This window comes from Methanothermus sociabilis (genome assembly GCF_055392295.1).
Map to the genome: position 1 here is coordinate 565,965 of NZ_AP042467.1, position 18,302 is coordinate 584,266.

The 18,302-nt window shown below is 30.6% G+C and carries 21 protein-coding genes; 12 read left to right on the top strand and 9 right to left on the bottom strand.

Annotated elements, in window-relative coordinates:
* Positions 1-3: 3 nt before the first annotated feature.
* The 3 genes from ACZ5LY_RS03145 to ACZ5LY_RS03155 are packed head-to-tail and all read left to right on the top strand — an operon-like array spanning position 4 to position 2,151.
* Positions 4-1,227: an LL-diaminopimelate aminotransferase gene (locus ACZ5LY_RS03145; protein ID WP_464577911.1), complete on the top strand. Its 1,224-nt coding sequence runs from the start codon at positions 4-6 to the stop codon at positions 1,225-1,227.
* Between the two features lie 9 nt (positions 1,228-1,236).
* Positions 1,237-1,635: a desulfoferrodoxin gene (locus ACZ5LY_RS03150; protein WP_464577913.1), complete on the top strand. Its 399-nt coding sequence runs from the start codon at positions 1,237-1,239 to the stop codon at positions 1,633-1,635.
* Between the two features lie 9 nt (positions 1,636-1,644).
* A complete protein-coding gene (locus ACZ5LY_RS03155; protein WP_464577914.1) occupies positions 1,645-2,151 on the top strand; it encodes a hypothetical protein in 507 nt (168 codons plus the stop codon).
* On the opposite strand, the gene ACZ5LY_RS03160 is transcribed toward ACZ5LY_RS03155, so the two are convergent.
* Genes ACZ5LY_RS03160 through ACZ5LY_RS03185 form a run of 6 tightly spaced genes read right to left on the bottom strand, consistent with a single transcriptional unit; the run spans position 2,120 to position 9,015 of the window.
* Positions 2,120-3,874: a DNA polymerase domain-containing protein gene (locus tag ACZ5LY_RS03160; RefSeq protein ID WP_464577917.1), complete on the bottom strand. Its 1,755-nt coding sequence runs from the start codon at positions 3,872-3,874 to the stop codon at positions 2,120-2,122. The genes ACZ5LY_RS03155 and ACZ5LY_RS03160 overlap by 32 nt on opposite strands.
* Positions 3,875-3,880: 6 nt before the next feature.
* A complete protein-coding gene (locus tag ACZ5LY_RS03165; RefSeq protein ID WP_013413981.1) occupies positions 3,881-5,053 on the bottom strand; it encodes an aconitase X catalytic domain-containing protein in 1,173 nt (390 codons plus the stop codon).
* 15 nt (positions 5,054-5,068) lie between these two features.
* A complete protein-coding gene (locus tag ACZ5LY_RS03170) occupies positions 5,069-6,430 on the bottom strand; it encodes a single-stranded-DNA-specific exonuclease RecJ (RefSeq protein WP_013413982.1) in 1,362 nt (453 codons plus the stop codon).
* Positions 6,396-6,800 carry a 30S ribosomal protein S15 gene (locus tag ACZ5LY_RS03175; RefSeq protein ID WP_013413983.1) on the bottom strand — a complete coding sequence of 135 codons (405 nt, stop codon included), beginning with the start codon at positions 6,798-6,800 and terminating at the stop codon, positions 6,396-6,398. Before ACZ5LY_RS03175 ends, ACZ5LY_RS03170 begins: the two co-directional genes overlap by 35 nt.
* Positions 6,797-7,366, bottom strand: coding sequence for an XTP/dITP diphosphatase (locus ACZ5LY_RS03180; protein WP_013413984.1), 570 nt, complete (start codon positions 7,364-7,366; stop codon positions 6,797-6,799). Before ACZ5LY_RS03180 ends, ACZ5LY_RS03175 begins: the two co-directional genes overlap by 4 nt.
* A 26-nt stretch (positions 7,367-7,392) precedes the next feature.
* The gene (locus ACZ5LY_RS03185; protein ID WP_013413985.1) at positions 7,393-9,015 is read right to left on the bottom strand and encodes a bifunctional N(6)-L-threonylcarbamoyladenine synthase/serine/threonine protein kinase; all 1,623 of its coding nucleotides are present in this window, start codon (positions 9,013-9,015) and stop codon (positions 7,393-7,395) included.
* 30 nt (positions 9,016-9,045) lie between these two features.
* On the opposite strand from ACZ5LY_RS03185, the gene ACZ5LY_RS03190 reads away from it, so the two are divergent.
* Entirely contained in the window at positions 9,046-9,630 is a 585-nt protein-coding gene (locus ACZ5LY_RS03190) for a phosphatase PAP2 family protein (protein ID WP_013413986.1), read from the top strand.
* Here ACZ5LY_RS03190 and prf1 read toward each other — a convergent pair.
* On the bottom strand, positions 9,610-10,728 hold the full coding sequence (gene prf1, locus ACZ5LY_RS03195) for a peptide chain release factor aRF-1 (protein WP_464577920.1): 1,119 nt from the start codon (positions 10,726-10,728) through the stop codon (positions 9,610-9,612). The genes ACZ5LY_RS03190 and prf1 overlap by 21 nt on opposite strands.
* A 132-nt stretch (positions 10,729-10,860) precedes the next feature.
* Here prf1 and ACZ5LY_RS03200 point away from each other — a divergent pair, with 132 nt between their 5' ends.
* Complete coding sequence (locus ACZ5LY_RS03200) at positions 10,861-11,310, top strand: DUF308 domain-containing protein (protein WP_013413988.1); 450 nt, start codon at positions 10,861-10,863, stop codon at positions 11,308-11,310.
* 11 nt (positions 11,311-11,321) lie between these two features.
* Here the strand turns inward: ACZ5LY_RS03200 and ACZ5LY_RS03205 are convergent, their stop codons facing one another.
* Both ACZ5LY_RS03205 and pyrH read right to left on the bottom strand, forming a co-directional pair.
* On the bottom strand, positions 11,322-11,522 hold the full coding sequence (locus ACZ5LY_RS03205) for a DUF2116 family Zn-ribbon domain-containing protein (RefSeq protein WP_245526727.1): 201 nt from the start codon (positions 11,520-11,522) through the stop codon (positions 11,322-11,324).
* A 1-nt stretch (position 11,523) separates the two neighbouring features.
* Positions 11,524-12,195 (bottom strand): UMP kinase, encoded by a 672-nt coding sequence (gene pyrH, locus ACZ5LY_RS03210; protein ID WP_013413990.1) that lies wholly within the window; start codon positions 12,193-12,195, stop codon positions 11,524-11,526.
* Positions 12,196-12,277: 82 nt separating this feature from the next.
* On the opposite strand from pyrH, the gene ACZ5LY_RS03215 reads away from it, so the two are divergent.
* The 7 genes from ACZ5LY_RS03215 to ACZ5LY_RS03245 all read left to right on the top strand — a co-directional run bounded on the left by ACZ5LY_RS03215 (position 12,278) and on the right by ACZ5LY_RS03245 (position 18,258).
* Positions 12,278-12,454, top strand: coding sequence for a hypothetical protein (locus ACZ5LY_RS03215; RefSeq protein ID WP_187286180.1), 177 nt, complete (start codon positions 12,278-12,280; stop codon positions 12,452-12,454).
* 77 nt (positions 12,455-12,531) lie between these two features.
* Positions 12,532-13,158: a hypothetical protein gene (locus ACZ5LY_RS03220; RefSeq protein WP_464577922.1), complete on the top strand. Its 627-nt coding sequence runs from the start codon at positions 12,532-12,534 to the stop codon at positions 13,156-13,158.
* Between the two features lies 1 nt (position 13,159).
* Complete coding sequence (locus tag ACZ5LY_RS03225) at positions 13,160-14,248, top strand: rod shape-determining protein (RefSeq protein ID WP_013413992.1); 1,089 nt, start codon at positions 13,160-13,162, stop codon at positions 14,246-14,248.
* A complete protein-coding gene (gene rnhB, locus ACZ5LY_RS03230) occupies positions 14,245-14,847 on the top strand; it encodes a ribonuclease HII (RefSeq protein ID WP_464577924.1) in 603 nt (200 codons plus the stop codon). The genes ACZ5LY_RS03225 and rnhB overlap by 4 nt, the downstream gene beginning before the upstream one ends.
* Positions 14,848-14,849: 2 nt before the next feature.
* Positions 14,850-16,001: a radical SAM protein gene (locus tag ACZ5LY_RS03235; RefSeq protein ID WP_464577926.1), complete on the top strand. Its 1,152-nt coding sequence runs from the start codon at positions 14,850-14,852 to the stop codon at positions 15,999-16,001.
* 235 nt (positions 16,002-16,236) lie between these two features.
* Positions 16,237-16,446 carry a histone HmfA gene (hmfA, locus tag ACZ5LY_RS03240; protein ID WP_013413995.1) on the top strand — a complete coding sequence of 70 codons (210 nt, stop codon included), beginning with the start codon at positions 16,237-16,239 and terminating at the stop codon, positions 16,444-16,446.
* 33 nt (positions 16,447-16,479) lie between these two features.
* On the top strand, positions 16,480-18,258 hold the full coding sequence (locus ACZ5LY_RS03245) for a ribosome biogenesis/translation initiation ATPase RLI (protein WP_464577927.1): 1,779 nt from the start codon (positions 16,480-16,482) through the stop codon (positions 18,256-18,258).
* Positions 18,259-18,302: the final 44 nt, after the last annotated feature.

Below are 18,302 nucleotides of genomic sequence, written 5' to 3' on the forward strand. Positions count from 1 at the left end.
AAATTGGCAAAAATCAATGAAAATTATTTATTACTTCCAGAAAATTACATATTTTCAGAAATTGAAGCAAGGATACAAAAATTCAAAAAAGAAAATCCTGATGCAAATATCATAGATTTAGGTATTGGGGATGTTACAAGACCACTACCTAAAGCTGTTATTGAGGCATTTCATCGTGCTGTAGATGAAATGGGAAGACCTGAAACATTTAGAGGATATGGACCTGAACAAGGGTATAAGTTCCTTATTGAAAAAATAATAAAATATGATTATGAGAAAAGAAATATAGAATTGTCAGTAGACGAAGTTTTCATAAGTGATGGTGCAAAGTGTGACATAGCCAACATACAAGAATTATTTGATGTAAATAATCGTGTAGCTGTATTGGACCCAGTATACCCTGTTTATGTTGAAACAAATGTAATGGCAGGACGTGCAGGCAAACCAACTGATGGAAAATATGAAAATATTGTATATTTACCATGTAAAGAAGAAAACAATTTTATACCTCCTCTACCAGATGAAAAAGTAGATCTTATATATTTATGTTATCCTAACAATCCAACAGGTACAGTGCTTACAAAAAAAGAATTAAAAAAATGGGTAGATTATGCACATGAAAATGAGAGTATAATTTTGTATGATGGAGCATATGAAGCATTTATTCAGGAAAAAAACATTCCACATAGTATATATGAGATTGAAGATGCTAAAGAGGTTGCTATAGAATTCAGAAGCTTTTCAAAAACTGCTGGATTTACAGGAGTTAGATGTGCATATTGTGTTGTTCCTCTCCAAGCCAAAGCAAAAGACAATAAAGGTAGAAAACATTCCTTAAACAAATTATGGAGACGTAGACAGGCAGCAAAGTTTAATGGAGTATCATACCCTGTTCAAGTTGCTGCGAGTGCTGTGTATACAAAAAGAGGACAAAGAGAGATTAAAGAGTCTATAGAATATTACTTAAATAATGCGGAAATTATGAGAAAAGCCTTGAAAAAAATTGGTTTAAAGGCTTATGGAGGTGTAAATGCACCTTATATCTGGATAAAAACTCCTAATGGTATGAACTCTTGGGACTTTTTCGATTATTTACTTGAAAACGCACAAATAGTTGGAACGCCGGGTATTGGATTTGGACCCAGTGGTGAAGGATACTTTAGGATAACCGCGTTTAATACAAGAGAAAATACTAAAGAAGCTATGAAAAGATTAGAAGATTTGTAGTTGATGAATATGACGAAGTTAAATCAAGTGTATAGATGTAATGTTTGTGGAAATATTGTAGAGGTTTTGAATCCAGGTGAAGGAAAGTTAGTTTGTTGCGGACAAGAAATGGAGTTATTGCTTGCAAGAAAGACTGATGTAGGTCCTGAAAAACATGTTCCTGTTATAGAGAATTTTGATAACAAAATTAAGGTAAGAGTTGGCAAGGTTCCACATCCAATGGAAAGTAATCATTACATTTTGTGGATAGAACTAATAACACCTAAAAAAAGTTATAGAATATCATTAAACCCTGGTGATAAACCTGAAGCAATATTTCCAAGGCCTAAATCTAAAAAATACATGGTTAGGTGCTATTGTAATATACATGGTTTGTGGCATGACTTAGAAGGAAAGATGAAATTTTGAGGCCTTAAAATGAGAAAAATTTTGCTGTCGCTGTTTTTTATTTTATTAATCTTTATTATTTTCCATGTTTATAGCAATGATCATGATCTAACAAAAATATCAGAGGAAATTAATAACCATCTTAAACAGGGAAATAAATACTATAATAATGCTGTTATAGCTATAAATTCTAATGATACCTATTCTGCCTCTAAAAATTGTGAAAACGCAATATCTGAATATAAAACTGTACAAAACTTAACATTATTGGCCTTATCTGAAGGAAAAAATGATGAAGTTTTTAATAGATATCTTAATTTAGTTCTTAAGGACATAGAAAACAGAATAAATGCTGTAAATGAGTTAAAGTTAGCAATAGAAATGATCAGTAATGGTAAGAATGTAACTGCAAGAGAACATGTAAAGAACGCCAACTATTATATGCTGGTTTCAGAGAATTTAGAAAAAGAACGAGAAAAGATAATGAAACAATATCCTCAAAAATTTATACAAGTTTATTTGTTGGTCTTGATTTAGGTTTATATGTAGCATAGAAGCCATCAGTGTCTGCATATACAGTATGAAATCCAAATTTTTCAGCTTCTTTTATAGTTTCTTTAATATATTTTCTACCCCATGCTGTTATTGCTTCTGCACATTCAATACAATACCATCTAAAATTAGGATATCCATAAACACCATACATTGTGTTGGCTAATCTTTTCAATGCTTCTTGCTGTACATTTAAAATCTTTTTTTCTAGAGGATCTTTTGTTTTTTTCATCTTCTCTTTTATTTCTGCTCTTTCATCCAATATTTCTCCAATAATTGAAGGTATAAAACCTTTAGGCTTTTTTAAAAATTTATGTCCTGATTCTGGTGCAACATAAACATCTTTCTTATCTTCGTTTGTCAATGTATCAGGTGAAACATTTTTAGAAATTATTATACTTGGATATAAACTTTTAAAATCAAATTGTACAAGATCCTCATGTAATCCTTTTTCAGGTTCTTTTACATATCCACCTACAGGCCGTCTTCGTTTTCTTTCTTCAAGTTCAGCTTTTGATGGTTTGTTTGGTACCAATTCATTGCGTTCAAATGCTTTCCTGATTAAAAACCATTCTACTTGTTGTCCCGTTGTCATTCTTGCTATATCAGAAAGAGGCTGACCAACTATCCTTGTTAATTCTAATATTAGAGGTAAAATTTTTTTAGCTATTTTGTATGTAGATTCTGCATCATCAAGAGAATATTTAAATAATTCGTCTCTTTTTTCATCACTATCCCAATACTTCCATAGTTCATCGCCAGGTATTCCTAACTTCTTCTCTTCACCAAACAATTCATAATAAACACGTTCAAGTGTATAGGTATCCAATCTTATATATTGCCGTATTACCCAATAAAGATCAACATGTAATATTCCTTTAATCATTGCTGCAGTTGAAAATCCTCTCCTCACAAACTTTATTTCTGATCCATCAACTCCAAGATCTAATTTAATTCCCAACTTCCTTGCTCTATCTCTTATGTAAGGGAAATCAAAATTATCTGAGTTATAACCAATAATTATATCTGGATTTTCAGACTTTACTATTTCTTTAAACCTTTCTAAAATTTCTTTTTCATTGGAAACTTCTTCAACAAAATTTAGTGTACTTCCTTCACTTGATATTACTTTCTTTACACCAGAATTACCCACAATACTGATCATTATAATTTCATCTTTTTCTGGACGCGGCATGCCTTTTGGATTCCGAACTTCAATATCAAAAGCTAAAATTTTATAATCATGATAAACATCTTTCAATACTTTAGGAGGTTTCTCAAGTTCTATAAAAGTGACATCGCCCCTTTTATATTCTTTACCTTCAGCAATGATTTTTGACATTGGGAATAAATTGTTATCAATAAGATATCGTCTATAAAATGGAATATCATATTCTCTAATTTCCTTTACTTCATTTAATTTTCGTATCTTATCTCTGACTTTAGGAACTTCTTGTGGATGTGAAAAAACAACCTTCAAAACTTTTATTTTTTTACCTAAATCTCTTTTCTCTATAACTTTAATTTCTTCTACATCAAATTTTTCCAATTTTTCTTTACACTTTTCAATGTCTTTTGGTATAACATAGATATATGGCTTAAATGACCTATCTAATGCAATCACAGGTCTCCTATTATTATCTTTACAAAATAAACGTACCACGGGTTTCTTATTTTCCGTCTTATAGTCAGCATCTAATAATATCATTTTATCTCAAATTAAGTTGTTTAAATCATTAAATATTACATCTAAATTGTTACTTGGCAAGTAAATAGCAGCTTTTGCAGAATCAACGCCAATAGTCTTATATCCAAGGTCTTCAATAGGAGTTACTACCATACAAGTATCACATAAAATTTTTCCTCCAGATTTTTCGATAATTTTTGTGTAGCCCATTCTATCTGCCATAATTTTTGTGGACAATGACGTACAAACCCACAAATCACAATTTAATTTTTTATTTGCTACTATTTCAGCAACTTTTTTAATATCCTGAATTGATGAATGAGGACAACCTATACATACAATTTCAGGTTTTTCATTTGTTGTAGATAATTCTTCCTTTGCAGCCTTTAAATCTTTTTTGGTTACAGTAATTTTATCTTCAAATTCATTTTTATCTATAAGAGAATACTCAGGTGTTACTCCTTCGATATGGTAAAGAGCAACAGCTCCAGCAGATGCCAGTGCAGCTCCTAAATTTTTTAAATCATCTACATCTGGTCTATTTAACATTTTAAAATAAGGTATTTTATCATTTATTTCTTTACCTATTAAATATCCTAAAACAGCATAATCAATTCCATTTAATTTTTCTTTTACTTCCACTAATACATTTGGATTTCTATTTTCCTCTAAATGATATCCATATCTTGGTGTTTTTCCACATATAGCAGCTGCTAGTGCACTTGGACCTCCTTCTCTATTTGTTCTAGCACCTAACACTGAATTTGCATATATAACTGCAGAGGATTCTGACCATGCAATATGTGATTTAAAAGTTGGAATATTTCCACAAAAATAGGGAGTACATGTACATGATAAAGTCACGCCCATCTTTTGATAGGCTTTAACTATTTTAATTTGTTTTTTAGCAAAATTAGAAGGTATATTCAATTCTTCCCATCTTTTTAAATCCATGCCAATTGGATTAAGCGTTGTGTAAACACTTGTAGTTGCAGAATTTTTTACCATATCTTCTAAATATTCAAGTCCAGCATCTCCGATAGTCTTATAAGATGCTCCCGAAACTTGCGCTGAAGAAATATTTATCAATCTATCAGCATCATATATATCACCTAATGTAACTAGTATTTCCATACTTATCCTAACAGCCTCTCCAAATTCTCCTTCATACATCTTTTCTTCTTCACGTGTAAGATACATGTTATACACGCCAAATCACTTTTTTTGCTCACCAACAATTTCATCTACAATATTTAAAAAATTATTCATTTCTTTGTATGGTATCATTGCACCTGCAGCAACGTTATGGCCACCTCCATTTCCACCAACACTATCAGAAGCCCGTTTCAATGCCTTACCTAAATTTACACCCTTTTCAACGACAGACATGTTTGTTCTTGCAGAAACCTTTACATGGTTGTTAATTTTGTATAAACCTAAAGTCGGCATTGAATCATCAAGAATTCCTACTGACATTGCAATACTTACCAATGTTCCTATAATTGGCTTTATAGATTTATCTTCTGTGTAAACGTATTGTATATTCTTCATTTTTTTACTATTTTCTCTTTTTAACCACTTTAATCCCTTTATTATTTTTTCATTATATTTTTTGAGGATCTTTGTGGCTTTTTCAATGTCTTCATTTTTATTTTTGAGACATATGCTGAGTGCCAAGCCATACTCCTTGCTTTTACCACATGCGTCCAAAATTTCTGAAAAATATCTAAGGTCTTTAAGTTGACCAAATCCAGGATCTAAATAAATTTTTCCATAGATATCTGGATTTATTTTACATAAGGATTCTTTAAGTTTTTCTTTTTCTTCTTTGTCCAATTCGTTATACCTTGCTTTGGGATTTATCCCTATTTTTTCTAAAAATTTTTTTGCAGAATCAAAATCTCCAGTTATTCCGGTAAGTGGTGGATAAAAAGTAAATGCAAGTGCTCTATACAAATATTCATCTTTATGTAATATCCTAATATCTTCCTTCACTTTAATCTCGCCTTTTTTCAAACCTTCATCTAATATTATTTTATTTACACCCAAAAATCCATTTTCACATTGCATGTCACCTATAGCACCTACTAAAGCCATGCTAGCTAAATGTTCTATTTCAAAATTTTTCATAATTAGATATGCAGTACCTGAAGCGCTCAACTCTTGTGTACCATCAATATTAAAAAGATGTGGGTTCACATGAACAATGTTACCATTTCCTTCAATATCGTTTATTTCTCCAGTTATCTGATGGTGATCAGCAACAATTACATCTCCTTTTAAATTTTTTGATAATATTTCTATCTCAGAACTTCCCATGTCACAGAAAAAGAATACTTTATATTTTTCTCTTGCTAATTTTTTTATAAATTCTTCATGAAGTCTAGAAATTATAGATACATGAAATTGTCCATCATTTTCAGATATGGCACGAGCTACCAATCCTGCAGATGATAAACCATCAGAATCATTATGTGATATTATACGCACAATATTTTCATTGTCCAAATGTTCTTTAAGAATTTTAAATCCTTCATCTGCCTTATTTAACAAGGACTGCAGCTTTTTCTGGGTCATACTTCCATCCTTCTGGAAGAACACCTTTCCTCTTGTAATATTTTACTAGACGCCTGATCTTTGACTCTATTAATTGCAATCCTCTCTTACTATGTAGATCTTTTGGATGTTCTTTTAGGTGTTCACGTAATCTAACTGCTCTACGAATTAAATTCATTAAATCCTCAGGATATTCTGGCTTTAAGCCATGTTTTTCAAGTATTTGTGTAATTTTAAGTCCAATGACATCCTTTACTTTTGGAATTCCATATTGATCTCTTAATATTATACCTATTTTGCTTGGTGGATGGCCTTCTTTGTATAATTTCACCACTAATTCTTCTATTTCTTCTTTTGAATAATCTACCCAGTCAGGTTTTCTTCCTCTCATTTGATCACCTTCTGTTGTTTTTTGAACCATGATACAAATTTTCTAAAGGATTTGCCTCTATGTGATATTCTGTTTTTTTCTTCAGGATCCAATTCTCCAAATGTTTTTTTGTATCCTTCAGGATAGAAAATGGGATCAAATGCAAAACCCTTATCACCAATCTCCTCTGTAGATATATTACCTTTAACTACTCCTACAAAAATTTTAGGTTTTGAACCTGGTTCACAATAACCTACAACAGATTTAAATTCAGCTTGTCTATCCTCTATGTTTTCCATTAATTTAAGTATACCTTTATTTCCTATTGTTTTTTGTACATAGGAAGAATAAGGCCCTGGAAATCCATTTAAGGCCTTAATAAATAATCCTGCATCCTCAACAATTACAGGGTGATTGAGTTTTTCCGCTAATTTTTTTGCTGCATGAGAAGCCACTTCTTCTAATGATCCTTGGATCTCATAATATTTAACATTTCTATGCTCCATCTCTATATTATTTTCCTCAAATATTTTCCTTGCCTCAGATACTTTGTGTAAATTACTAGTTATAAATATTACCTTTTTCATGTCTTTCCCTCATAACTTTTTAAGAATTATGTATAACGTCGTCTTGCTTCTATTTCTTTTATTTTTTCCATAATTTCTTTTTCTCCAGTCACTTCAATATATGCTTTCATAATGTTTTTAAAGCACTTATCTGATATATTAAAATTAGTATTTTCTAATGATTTTTTTAGAACTAAAAGATCTACTCCTTTATCTTCAATTTCATTTGAAAATTGTCCAAGGCCAAAATCTATAAAAACTAATTTTCCATCCCTTAAAATAATATTTGAGGTTGTGAGATCTCCGTGAATAATTCCTCCATTGTGGAGTTTCCCAATGCATTTCCCTAATTTTTTACAGATTTTTATACATTCTTTGTAATTTATACTGTGAAATACGTCCTTAAGTGCTTTTCCTTTTATGTATTCCATCACAATAGTTTTCTTTTTTAAATTTATATCTAGAAGTAGAGGTGTCAACACGCCTTGTTTCTTTGCTTCATGTATTAATTTTGCTTCTCTTTTCACTCTACTTTTTCTAAGTATTTCATCTATTTCTTTTATCCTATATTTTTTTGGAATTCTCTCTTTAACAATTGTATCATAATCATTCCATTTAGATTTATAAATATTTGCTTCTGCTCCTTTTGCAGTTATATTTCCAGGAGGTTTAAGTCTACTACCTAAAGATTTCATCCATGGAACATCAACTTCATCAGTTCTATATCGTTGAATTACAGTTGTATTCTCAATGTCATCTCCACCATGATATTTATACATCAGCTGTCCTAACCATGCTATCATTGCTCCATTATCGCCACAATATTTAGCAGGAGGTACATAAAATTCTGCTCCATGTTCATCACACATAATAGACAACATTTCCTGTAATCTTTTATTGACAGCTACTCCTCCACAAAGTAAAACTTCATCTTTTTTTGTATGTTCTAATGCCCTCTCAGTTACTTCTGTTAACATTGAAAAAGCAGTTTCTTGAAGACTGTAACATAAATCCTCTAGTGATGCTCCTTTTTCATATTTTCTTATGGTAGCTGTTAATAATCCAGAAAAAGATAAATCCATTCCTTTCACTGTATATGGAAGTTGAATATATTTGGATGATTTTTTAGCCAGTTTCTCTACAATTGGTCCACCAGGGTGTCCTAATCCAACTTCCCTACAAAATTGATCTAAAAGATTCCCAACAGCTATATCTAATGTTTCTCCTAAAACACGATATCTTCCTTCTTCAAAGGATATTATTTGTGTGTTACCACCACTTACATAAAGTGAAACAGGGTCTTCAGCACTTGTTGTTAAACGTCCAATTTCTATATGTGCTATACAGTGATTAACACCAACAATTGGTACTTTAAGACCTAAAGCTAATGTTCTAGCAGCTGTAGCTACAGATCTTAAAGCAGGACCTAATCCAGGTCCTTTTGAAAATGATACAAGATCAATATCATGTATATCTATTTTTGCTTCATTTAATGCTTTTTTTATTAATTTAGGAATAGTTTTAGCATGATGTTCAGCAGCTTCTCTTGGATGAATTCCCCCAGCTTGTGGAATCAAAGCCTCACCAACAGATGCTAATATGTTTCCATTGTTATCTACAATTCCTACTCCTGTTTTTTCAGCTGTACCTTCAATACCTAGTGACAACATTTATATATCCCCAGTTTTTTATCTGATATTATGGATTTTTTAGACTTAATACATTACTACAATAATTATCTATTCAATATAATTAATCATAAATTAGATAATCCATATTTTGACGTCATAATGCCTACAATTACCAATTTTGGAGCCCCTAGTGTTTTATGTTTATTTTTTATAGTAATGTTTTTCCTTAGCAATAAGAAAGATAAAAAAATAGCTTTACTTTCTGTTTTAAGCATAATTATTGCGGAAAGCATCGTCACAATTTTAAAATATACTGTCAACGAACCTAGACCATTCCTTGTGATTCCAAACGTAGATCTTTTGGTTGTAGAAAAAGGTTATTCTTTTCCATCAGGCCACTCTGCAGCTGCATTTGCAGTAGCAATGATACTTGGAAATAAATATTATATTAAATTAAAAGGGAGAAACATTTCAATGTGTTTAACACTGTTTTATGCAATCTTGATAGCATTTTCAAGAATTTATATAGGAGTTCATTATCCTATAGACGTGGTTGGTGGAGGAATTGTAGGAATTTTCTCTGCATATGTTATTTTAAAATTTGAAAATAACATTTACATGATTTTGAAAAAATTAATCAACTCTATACCTTAAAATAGCAGCTATACCTCCAAAAGCCTGCATTAGTTGTTTACCTTCATCGGTATCTGTAGATACAAATATTATCTCAGCTCCAGTATTTTCTGCAAGATCCATTAATTTTTTAACAAATTTTTCATTTTTTGACCCAAATTCTTCAGAAATTAGAAGAGTTTCTACAGCACCCATTTCTAAACATTTTAATATTTCATTCTTACCATATGCCGCAAGTCCTTCATCTTTTACTAACTCATTTAAAAATTTTTGCACAGCTTTTTTCTCCTGAACAATACTAATTTCAGAGAGAGTATCTGTAGCTTTATTTACAAGTTCTTTCAATCCAAATTCTCCTGTATATGATATATCAAAAGTACCAATTATCTTTTCTTTGAGTTCATAATGCAGATAATCTCCCTTTGCAAAATCTTCTTTTGTTGGGCCAGGACCACCTATTAATATACCTTTCAATTCATCTTTCATAGGTAAAAATAATTCATTCATGTGTTCACCGATCCTTTTTAAAAATTCATGTGCTGCCCACTCTATTATCCTGTCAAATCGTCTTTGTGACTGTCCTCCTGCTTTATGTTTCCCAGGGACACCACTAGTTAATACCTTAAGTACTTCAATTCTTTTACCTTTAAGTAATCCAATAGTAGCTTCTCTACGATCTATAACAGCCAACCCATATACGTCCTTTTCTTCTAACATTTCCTTTAAAGGTTCTAAATAAAATTTAGAATTGCAATGATATACATATGATGTTATTGGCTCTGGTGGCTCAAGAACATAAGTTTCCATTTTTTCTGTACCAGGTCCACCTTTAGGAATCATCCCTGTAAATATAACAAGTCCATTTTTTGGAGGTTTATCAAAAAGTTTCAGTCTTTGCATTATCACCTCTATTCCTGACTGCACGTTTTTTCTTGTTTGTTTACTTTTTATATTAGCACTTTGGCTCAATTCTTCACGCATATGTTTCATAACATCGCTAATTTGTCTGTCAGGTGGTATATATACAGATATTAATTCTGTACCTCTACCTTTTTTCTTGGATAATTTCTCTATAGTTCTTTTAAGTTCATATCTGTCCCTAGATGATTTGCTGTCCACAATTTTCCTCCTAGTTTTTTATAATATTGAATTTTTGATTTTGCCTTTATAACTTTTTTCGAAACAAAACATAAAAAATTTAAAAAACATTGTCGAAATAAACCATTGTATAAAAAATGTTGAGGTGAAGAAATGTTGTGGAGAGGAATACTATACATAATATTGGGGATTTTATTTTTAATGTCTCCAATTGGCGGTGTTAAACTTTTAAGTATATGTACGGGACTAATACTTCTATTAATTGGTATACGACTGATTTTAACAGCAAAAGGCTTATTACCATTGAGAATATATCATCTAATTTTGGGAGTTATTTTAGTGATAGTCAGTGTCTTATTAATATTCCAAATTATTCCTATTAGCATATTCCTGACAGCAGGATTGTACATTGCAGGCATCTTAGTGATTATTGCCGGAATATTCATGTTTACATTAAATCTCAGGAATATTGGTGTTCTATCTCTGCTAATAGGAGTTCTCTATATAATAACCGGAACTTTATTATTAAATCCATTCTACCTTGGAACAATAATTGGACTAATATTTTTAATACATGGAATTATTCTATTAAGGACATTGTAGATTTAAGCGATTCAATGTTTACTAAGCATCATATATATCCAGACTGCAATGAAAGCTAGAAGTGCTAAATACATTACCATCCTTGTTTTTTTAATTCTTTCGTGATTTTCGATTAATATTCTTTCACATTCAGGAGAACAAGTTCTCTTGTCAAGTGGTATAGGTTTACCACAAACAGGACAATGTTTATGTGGCTCTACCAATTTAAACACCTCACTTTGGAATGACTGTTGTACCTACTTCACCTTTAAGGACCCTTAAAAGATTTTGTGGGTCTTTTCCATTTGCAATTTTTAATTTTATTTTTGACCTACTAACAACATCTAACGCGGTTCTATCAAAAAATTCATAAGTACCTGCCATAGATTTGTTATCTAAAACCTCTAACATTTTACTTATAGTTACTTTACTATAAAATTTCGCATCCTTATATTTTTTTGGGTCTTTATCATAAAAACCATCTACAGATGTTAAGTTAATTAAGATATCTGCATCCACAAACTCTGCCAATATCGCTCCAACAGCGTCTGTACTATGTGCAGGTTCTGTTCCTCCCATTATAACTATTTTCTTGCTTTCAGAAAATTTCAAAGCCTCTTGAAAATTTTTAGCTATTTCTGGATATGCACTGTCTCCCAAGGCTATTTTTAATAATTTTGCATTAAGTCTAGTTACATCAATTCCAATATCATCACACTGTGCTTCATTAGCTCCTAAAGATCTTGCTAAGGCTATATATTCTCTTGCAGGTTTTCCACCACCAATAACTATCCATATTTTGTGATCTTTACTTAAATCTCTCAGTATTTTTGCATATTCTCTGAATTTTTTGGGATTAGAATCTTCCATAAGTACTGATCCACCGATGATGATAACGATCTTCATATTACCACCTTGCTACAAATAAATCTGTAACATTTATATCAAAGCACTTTATATAAAAAGACATAAGTTTTAGGTGAAAACTATGGAAGAAGATGACCTTTTCGATTTCGAGGAAGAGAGTAGAAGGTTCACCGAAATTGTAAATGAAATTCGAGAACGGCGTATTAAAGCCGAAAGAAGGCGCAAATTTATTAGAATATTTTTCCCCATCCTTGTTGTTATGGGGATGTCCATAGCTATCTTATTTTTACTCTTATAAAAATAATTTTATTAAACTAGTTTAGATTATTAATTTGTCAGTCAAATTTATTTTACTAGCTTAATGTGGAGGATATAATGATAGAGGATAAAATAAAACTACTTAGAAAAGCTGCACAGGTATCTACAACAGAAAGTGCAGAAAATGTATGGTGTGTCATAGTAGGAAACAAAGAAGTAATAGACACAATAGTTTATGAAGTAATGTCATTAAAAGAGAATGTCAAAATATTATTAAAAAGAAAGATGAAATTAAATGAATTATTCATAACTCGAAAATTTAATTTAATGGTGCTATATGGTGAAGAATCACAAATACGTGAATTAAGTTTAATATGTAAAGAAATAGGAGGTTTAGCATTAAAAATTGCGCCATATCATGTTAAAAACAATTCCAATTTGGTACTTATTGTGGGCTTACTACCTCATGTAAAAAAATATATTGGTAAATTAGAAGATAAAAATATAAAATTTTCAATAATCTTAAGAGAAGAAACAAGTAGTTTTATAGACACTGACGTCAGATTACTAAAATATTTGCCAAACTTTGTTAAAGATATATTGGATCCACTTTTTAAAGTTACTGATGTCCTAGTATCTACAATTTTACTATCAATAGATAAAAAAGATTTTGAAAAAATAGATAAAATAAAAAGCAAAGATGTGTTCGTCTTGAAATTCAGAGAAATAATGGGAGAGAAATAAAATGTTTTTTAAAAAAGAGAGCGAAAAAAAAGAGAATAAAGAAAAAGTGACAAGAAAAAAAGTCTCAAACGTAAAATCTTTAGGAATTGACCTAGGTACCTTAAATACGGTTGTAGCAGTTCCAGCAGGAGATAAATTTGAAATATATGAAATACCATCTGTAGTAGCTGTAAAAAAAGAAGATCCATCACATGTATTAGCTGTTGGAGAAGAAGCCAAATTAATGCTTGGAAGAACTCCTGAAGATATAATAGCTGTAAGACCATTGAGAAGAGGAGTAATAGAGAGCATTTCACAAGCTAAGGCCTTACTCATTCATGCGGTGAAAAAAGGTTCAAAGAACGATGTTTCTTCTGTTGAAAGAATAGTAGTTGGTGTTCCTGGAGATGTCTCAGAAGTAGAAAGAAAAGCTGTAGAAGAGATTAGCAAGGAAATCGGAATAAAAAATGTTATAACTATAAGTGAAGCATTGGCAGCTGCAATCGGTGAAGGTTTACCTATTGCAGATGCATCTGGTACAATGATTATTGATTTGGGTGCAGGATCCAGTGACGTCGCTGTTATATCACTTGGAGGAATTACAGATATTGAAACTTTCAGATATGGTGGAGACAATATCGATGAAAATTTAGTTAGGCTTGTAAAAGAAAAATATGATGTAGAAATAGGATTACATGAAGCAGAAAAATGTAAGATCAAAGTGGGAATGGTTAAATGCAACAAAGAATTAGAAAATAAAAAAATTAAAATAATTGGAAAATGTTCAAAAACAAATAAACCAAAAGAAATAACTGTGGATTCTAAGATGGTAGCAGAAGCTGCTGAGCCATTAATGAAAAAACTTATAAATGCATTATCTGACATCTTAGAAAGATTGTCTCCAGAATTAATTTCCGGTGTTTATAAAAGATCTGTTGTAGTTGGAGGAGTCTCACAGATAAGGGGGTTAAAGGAAAGAATATACGAGGAAGTAGGAATTCCTGTAAAAATCTCTAATGATCCATTGAAAGTTGTAGCTAAAGGGGCAGCCATAGTAGCTGCAGAACCTAGGGCATTAGAGCCAGAAATAAGATTGAAGGCTATGAAATGAGCATACTTGGGATAGATGAAGCAGGTAGAGGTCCAGTTTTAGGCCCATTAATAGTTTGTGGTGTTTTGGTTGACGATGAAAATAAACTAAAAAAATTAAATGTAAGGGATTCTAAATTATTAAGTCCTAGAAGGAGAAAAATTTTAGCAAAAGAAATAAAAAAGGTGTCAAAGTGCTTTATAGTAAAAATACAAGCATATGAAATTGATAAATTGAGAATTGCAGGTATTAGTTTAAATGAAATTGAAAGGATAGCTATGAGCAAAATTATTAAAAATGCAAAGCCAAAGAAAGTAATAGTGGATTCAATAGACATTAAACCTAAAAGATTAAAGAAAAAACTACAGAAAGAAAACATTGAAGTTATTGTAGAACATAAAGCAGATGAAAAATATCCAGTAGTTTCAGCGGCTTCAATAGTTGCAAAAGTTGAAAGAGATTCTGAAATAGAAAAATTGAAAAAAAGATACAATTGTGATCTGGGTTCAGGTTATCCTAATGATCCAAAAACTATAAAATTCTTAAAAAAATTTAAAAGGAGTGAACTACCTGATTTTGTTAGGAAAACATGGAATACAGTGGAAAAATTATGTAAATAAGCATGAACATCAAAGAATTTGAAAATAAAGAAGAAAAAGTGTTTCTTATAAGGAATATAATAGAAGTTAGGATTCCAAAGAAAAGCTATCTTAAACTTATAAAAAAATATCCAAAAGAATACATAATTTCCTTTTCTAAAGAAAAAAAGATTTTTCATAGCATCACACATAGACCTCTCTACTATATAACAAAGGAAAGTGGAATACCTCTACTTGGATATAATGCATTTGGATTGATAGACAGAGGAACAAATTTAATACAAGTTAGGCCAATAACTGGATGTAATTTAAATTGTATATTTTGTAGTGTTGATGAAGGAAGGTTTAGCAGGAGCAGATTTGTGGATTATATTGTAGACGTTGATTATTTAGTTGAGGAATTTGAGAAAATATCTAAATTTAAAGGAAAAAATTTAGAAGCACATATAGATGGGCAAGGAGAACCATCCTTATATCCCTACTTAGTTGAATTAATAGAAGGTTTAAATGATTTAAAGGAAGTAAGCATTATTTCTATGCAAAGTAATGGTATTCCATTAAATAAAAAAATAATAGATAGACTAGAAGGAAAGTTAGATAGAATAAATTTATCTATTAGTGCATTAGATCAAAAAATAGCAAATAAGCTTCATGGTGTTAAATATCCGCTGAAAAAGATCCTGGAACTTGCGGAATATATAGCTAATTCTAAAATAGATTTATTAATAGCTCCAGTATGGGTTCCTAATTATAATGATGAAGAAATTACAAAAATAATAGAATTTGCTTTAGATTTAGGCGCTGGTAAAAGATTTCCACCATTAGGAATACAAAAATATATACCTCACAAACATGGTAGGAGACCAAAAACAACTGTAATGACTTTTAAAGAATTTTATGCAAAACTAAAGGAACTTGAGAAAAAATATGATGTAAATTTAATACTTAAACCAGAATATTTTGGAACTGAAAAAAGAAAAAGAATTCCAAAGCCAATAAGAAAAGGAGAAAGTTATAATGCTAAAATAGTCTTACCTGGAAGATTAAAGGATGAAAAACTATGTATTGTCAAGAACAGATTAGTTTCTATAAGAAGTAATAAAAGAATTGGAAGTTTTGCAAAAATTAAAATAATTAGAGATAAAGATGGTATATTTTTTGGAAAAGAAATTTAATATGATAAAATTTTTTAATTTTGACGGAGTTTTTCTGAAATTTTTATAAAATTCTGGTAAAAATATTATACAAAAATTATATTATAATTTAAAATTTCTGTTTATTTTTTATTTTACTTTTTCTATTCTATATTCTTGCTAAGTAGATCACAACAGCTAGCAATGTTTACTGCAGTAAAGGAAACCGATAAATTTAAATATTAGGACAAGTTGATGTGATAGTGGAGGTGATAACGTGGGTGAGTTACCAATTGCCCCAATCGGAAGAATCATAAAAAACGCTGGTGCTGAAAGAGTTAGTGACGATGCAAGAATTGCATTAGCAAAAGTTTTAGAAGAAATGGGCGAAGAAATAGCTTCAGAAGCTGTGAAATTAGCAAAACATGCGGGAAGAAAAACAATAAAGGCAGAAGACATTGAATTAGCTCGAAAAATGTTCAAATAATTTCTTTTTCCTTTTTAATTTTTTGGTGATAAATTGAGCAGGCTTGCAATACTAGATAAAGACAGGTGCCAACCAAAAAAATGTGGATATTTATGTCTAGAATATTGTCCTGGAGTTAGAATGGGTGAAGATACTATTGTAATCCATAAAAAAACAAAAAAACCTATTATTTCTGAAAAATTATGTTCTGGTTGTGGAATATGTGTAAAGAAGTGTCCATTTGACGCCATCAATATTATTAATTTACCTGAAGCTTTGGGTGACCCTGTATATAGATATGGAGAAAACATGTTTGAATTATTTGGATTACCTATTGTCACCGAAAAAGAAGTTGTTGGATTATTAGGTCCAAATGGAATTGGGAAATCTACGATACTTCGTATATTAAGTGGTGAACTTAAACCAAATCTTGGTAATTATCAAAATCCTCCAAGCTGGGAAGAAATATTTGAATTTTTTAGAGGGTCTCAGTTACAAGATTATTTTAAAAAATTAGCAAATAAAGAAATAAGAGTAGCACATAAACCACAAGCTGTAGATTTACTACCAAAATATGTGAAAGGAAATGTAAAGGATTTATTAGAAAAAACAGACGAATTAAATAAACTGGATGAAATCTCAGATCTTCTTAATTTAGAAATATCTCTGAAAAAAGATATTAAGGAATTGTCTGGTGGAGAATTACAAAGAGTAGCAATTGCAGCTACATTGTTAAAGGATGTTGATTTTTATTATTTTGATGAACCAAGTTCATGGTTAGATATATACCAAAGATTAAACATGGCAAAGGTTATAAGAAGATATGCTGAGAAATTTAAAAAATCTATATTGGTTGTTGAGCATGATTTATCAGTTTTAGATACAATTTCTGATTATATACATGTATTGTATGGTGAACCGAATGCATATGGAGTTGTATCAAATAAAAAAAGTGTAAGAGTTGGAATAAATGAATATCTTAAAGGATTTTTAAGAGATGAAAATGTAAGGTTTAGAAGGGAAGAGTTGAAATTCCATGTATCTAGAACAATTGAAACAACAAAAAAAGGAACAATAATCAAGTATCCATCATTTGTAAAATGTTATAATGGATTTAAACTATATGTGGATTCAGGAGAATTATATGAAAATGAAGTTGTAACTGCTTTTGGTCCAAATAGTATTGGTAAAACAACTTTTGCTAAAATATTAGCTGGGGTTGAAAAACCTGATAAAGGTAAAATTGAAGAAAATATAAACATAGCATATAAACCTCAATATATTTCTATAGAATTTGATGGTACTGTAGAAGAATTTTTACATAAAAATGTAACATATTATGGAACAACAGCATTTAGAACAGAAATATTAAAGCCATTCAAACTGGAAAATTTACTTCATAGAGAGGTTAGTACATTAAGTGGTGGAGAATTACAAAGGTTGATGATAGCAACTGTTTTAGCGGAGGATGCAGATCTTTATGTACTTGATGAACCTACAGCATTTTTAGATGTTGAAGAGAGATTAAGTGTTGCAAAATCAATTAGAAAAATTGTTGAAAATAAACATGCTGCAGCAATTGTAATTGATCATGATATTCTATTCCTTGATTATATTGCTGATAGAGCAATGGTTTTTTATGGAAAACCAGGTGTAGAAGGTCATGCTACTAAACCAATGTCCCTGAGAAATGCAATGAACAAATTTTTATCACAAGTTAATATCACATTTAGACGAGATAAGGAAACTAAAAGGCCAAGAGCTAACAAACCAGACAGTTACTTAGATAGAAAACAAAGAGAAGTTGGTGAATATTACTACTATGATACATGAGTCATCAAATACTAAATTAAGATAAGAAAAAGGTTTTTCAGTTC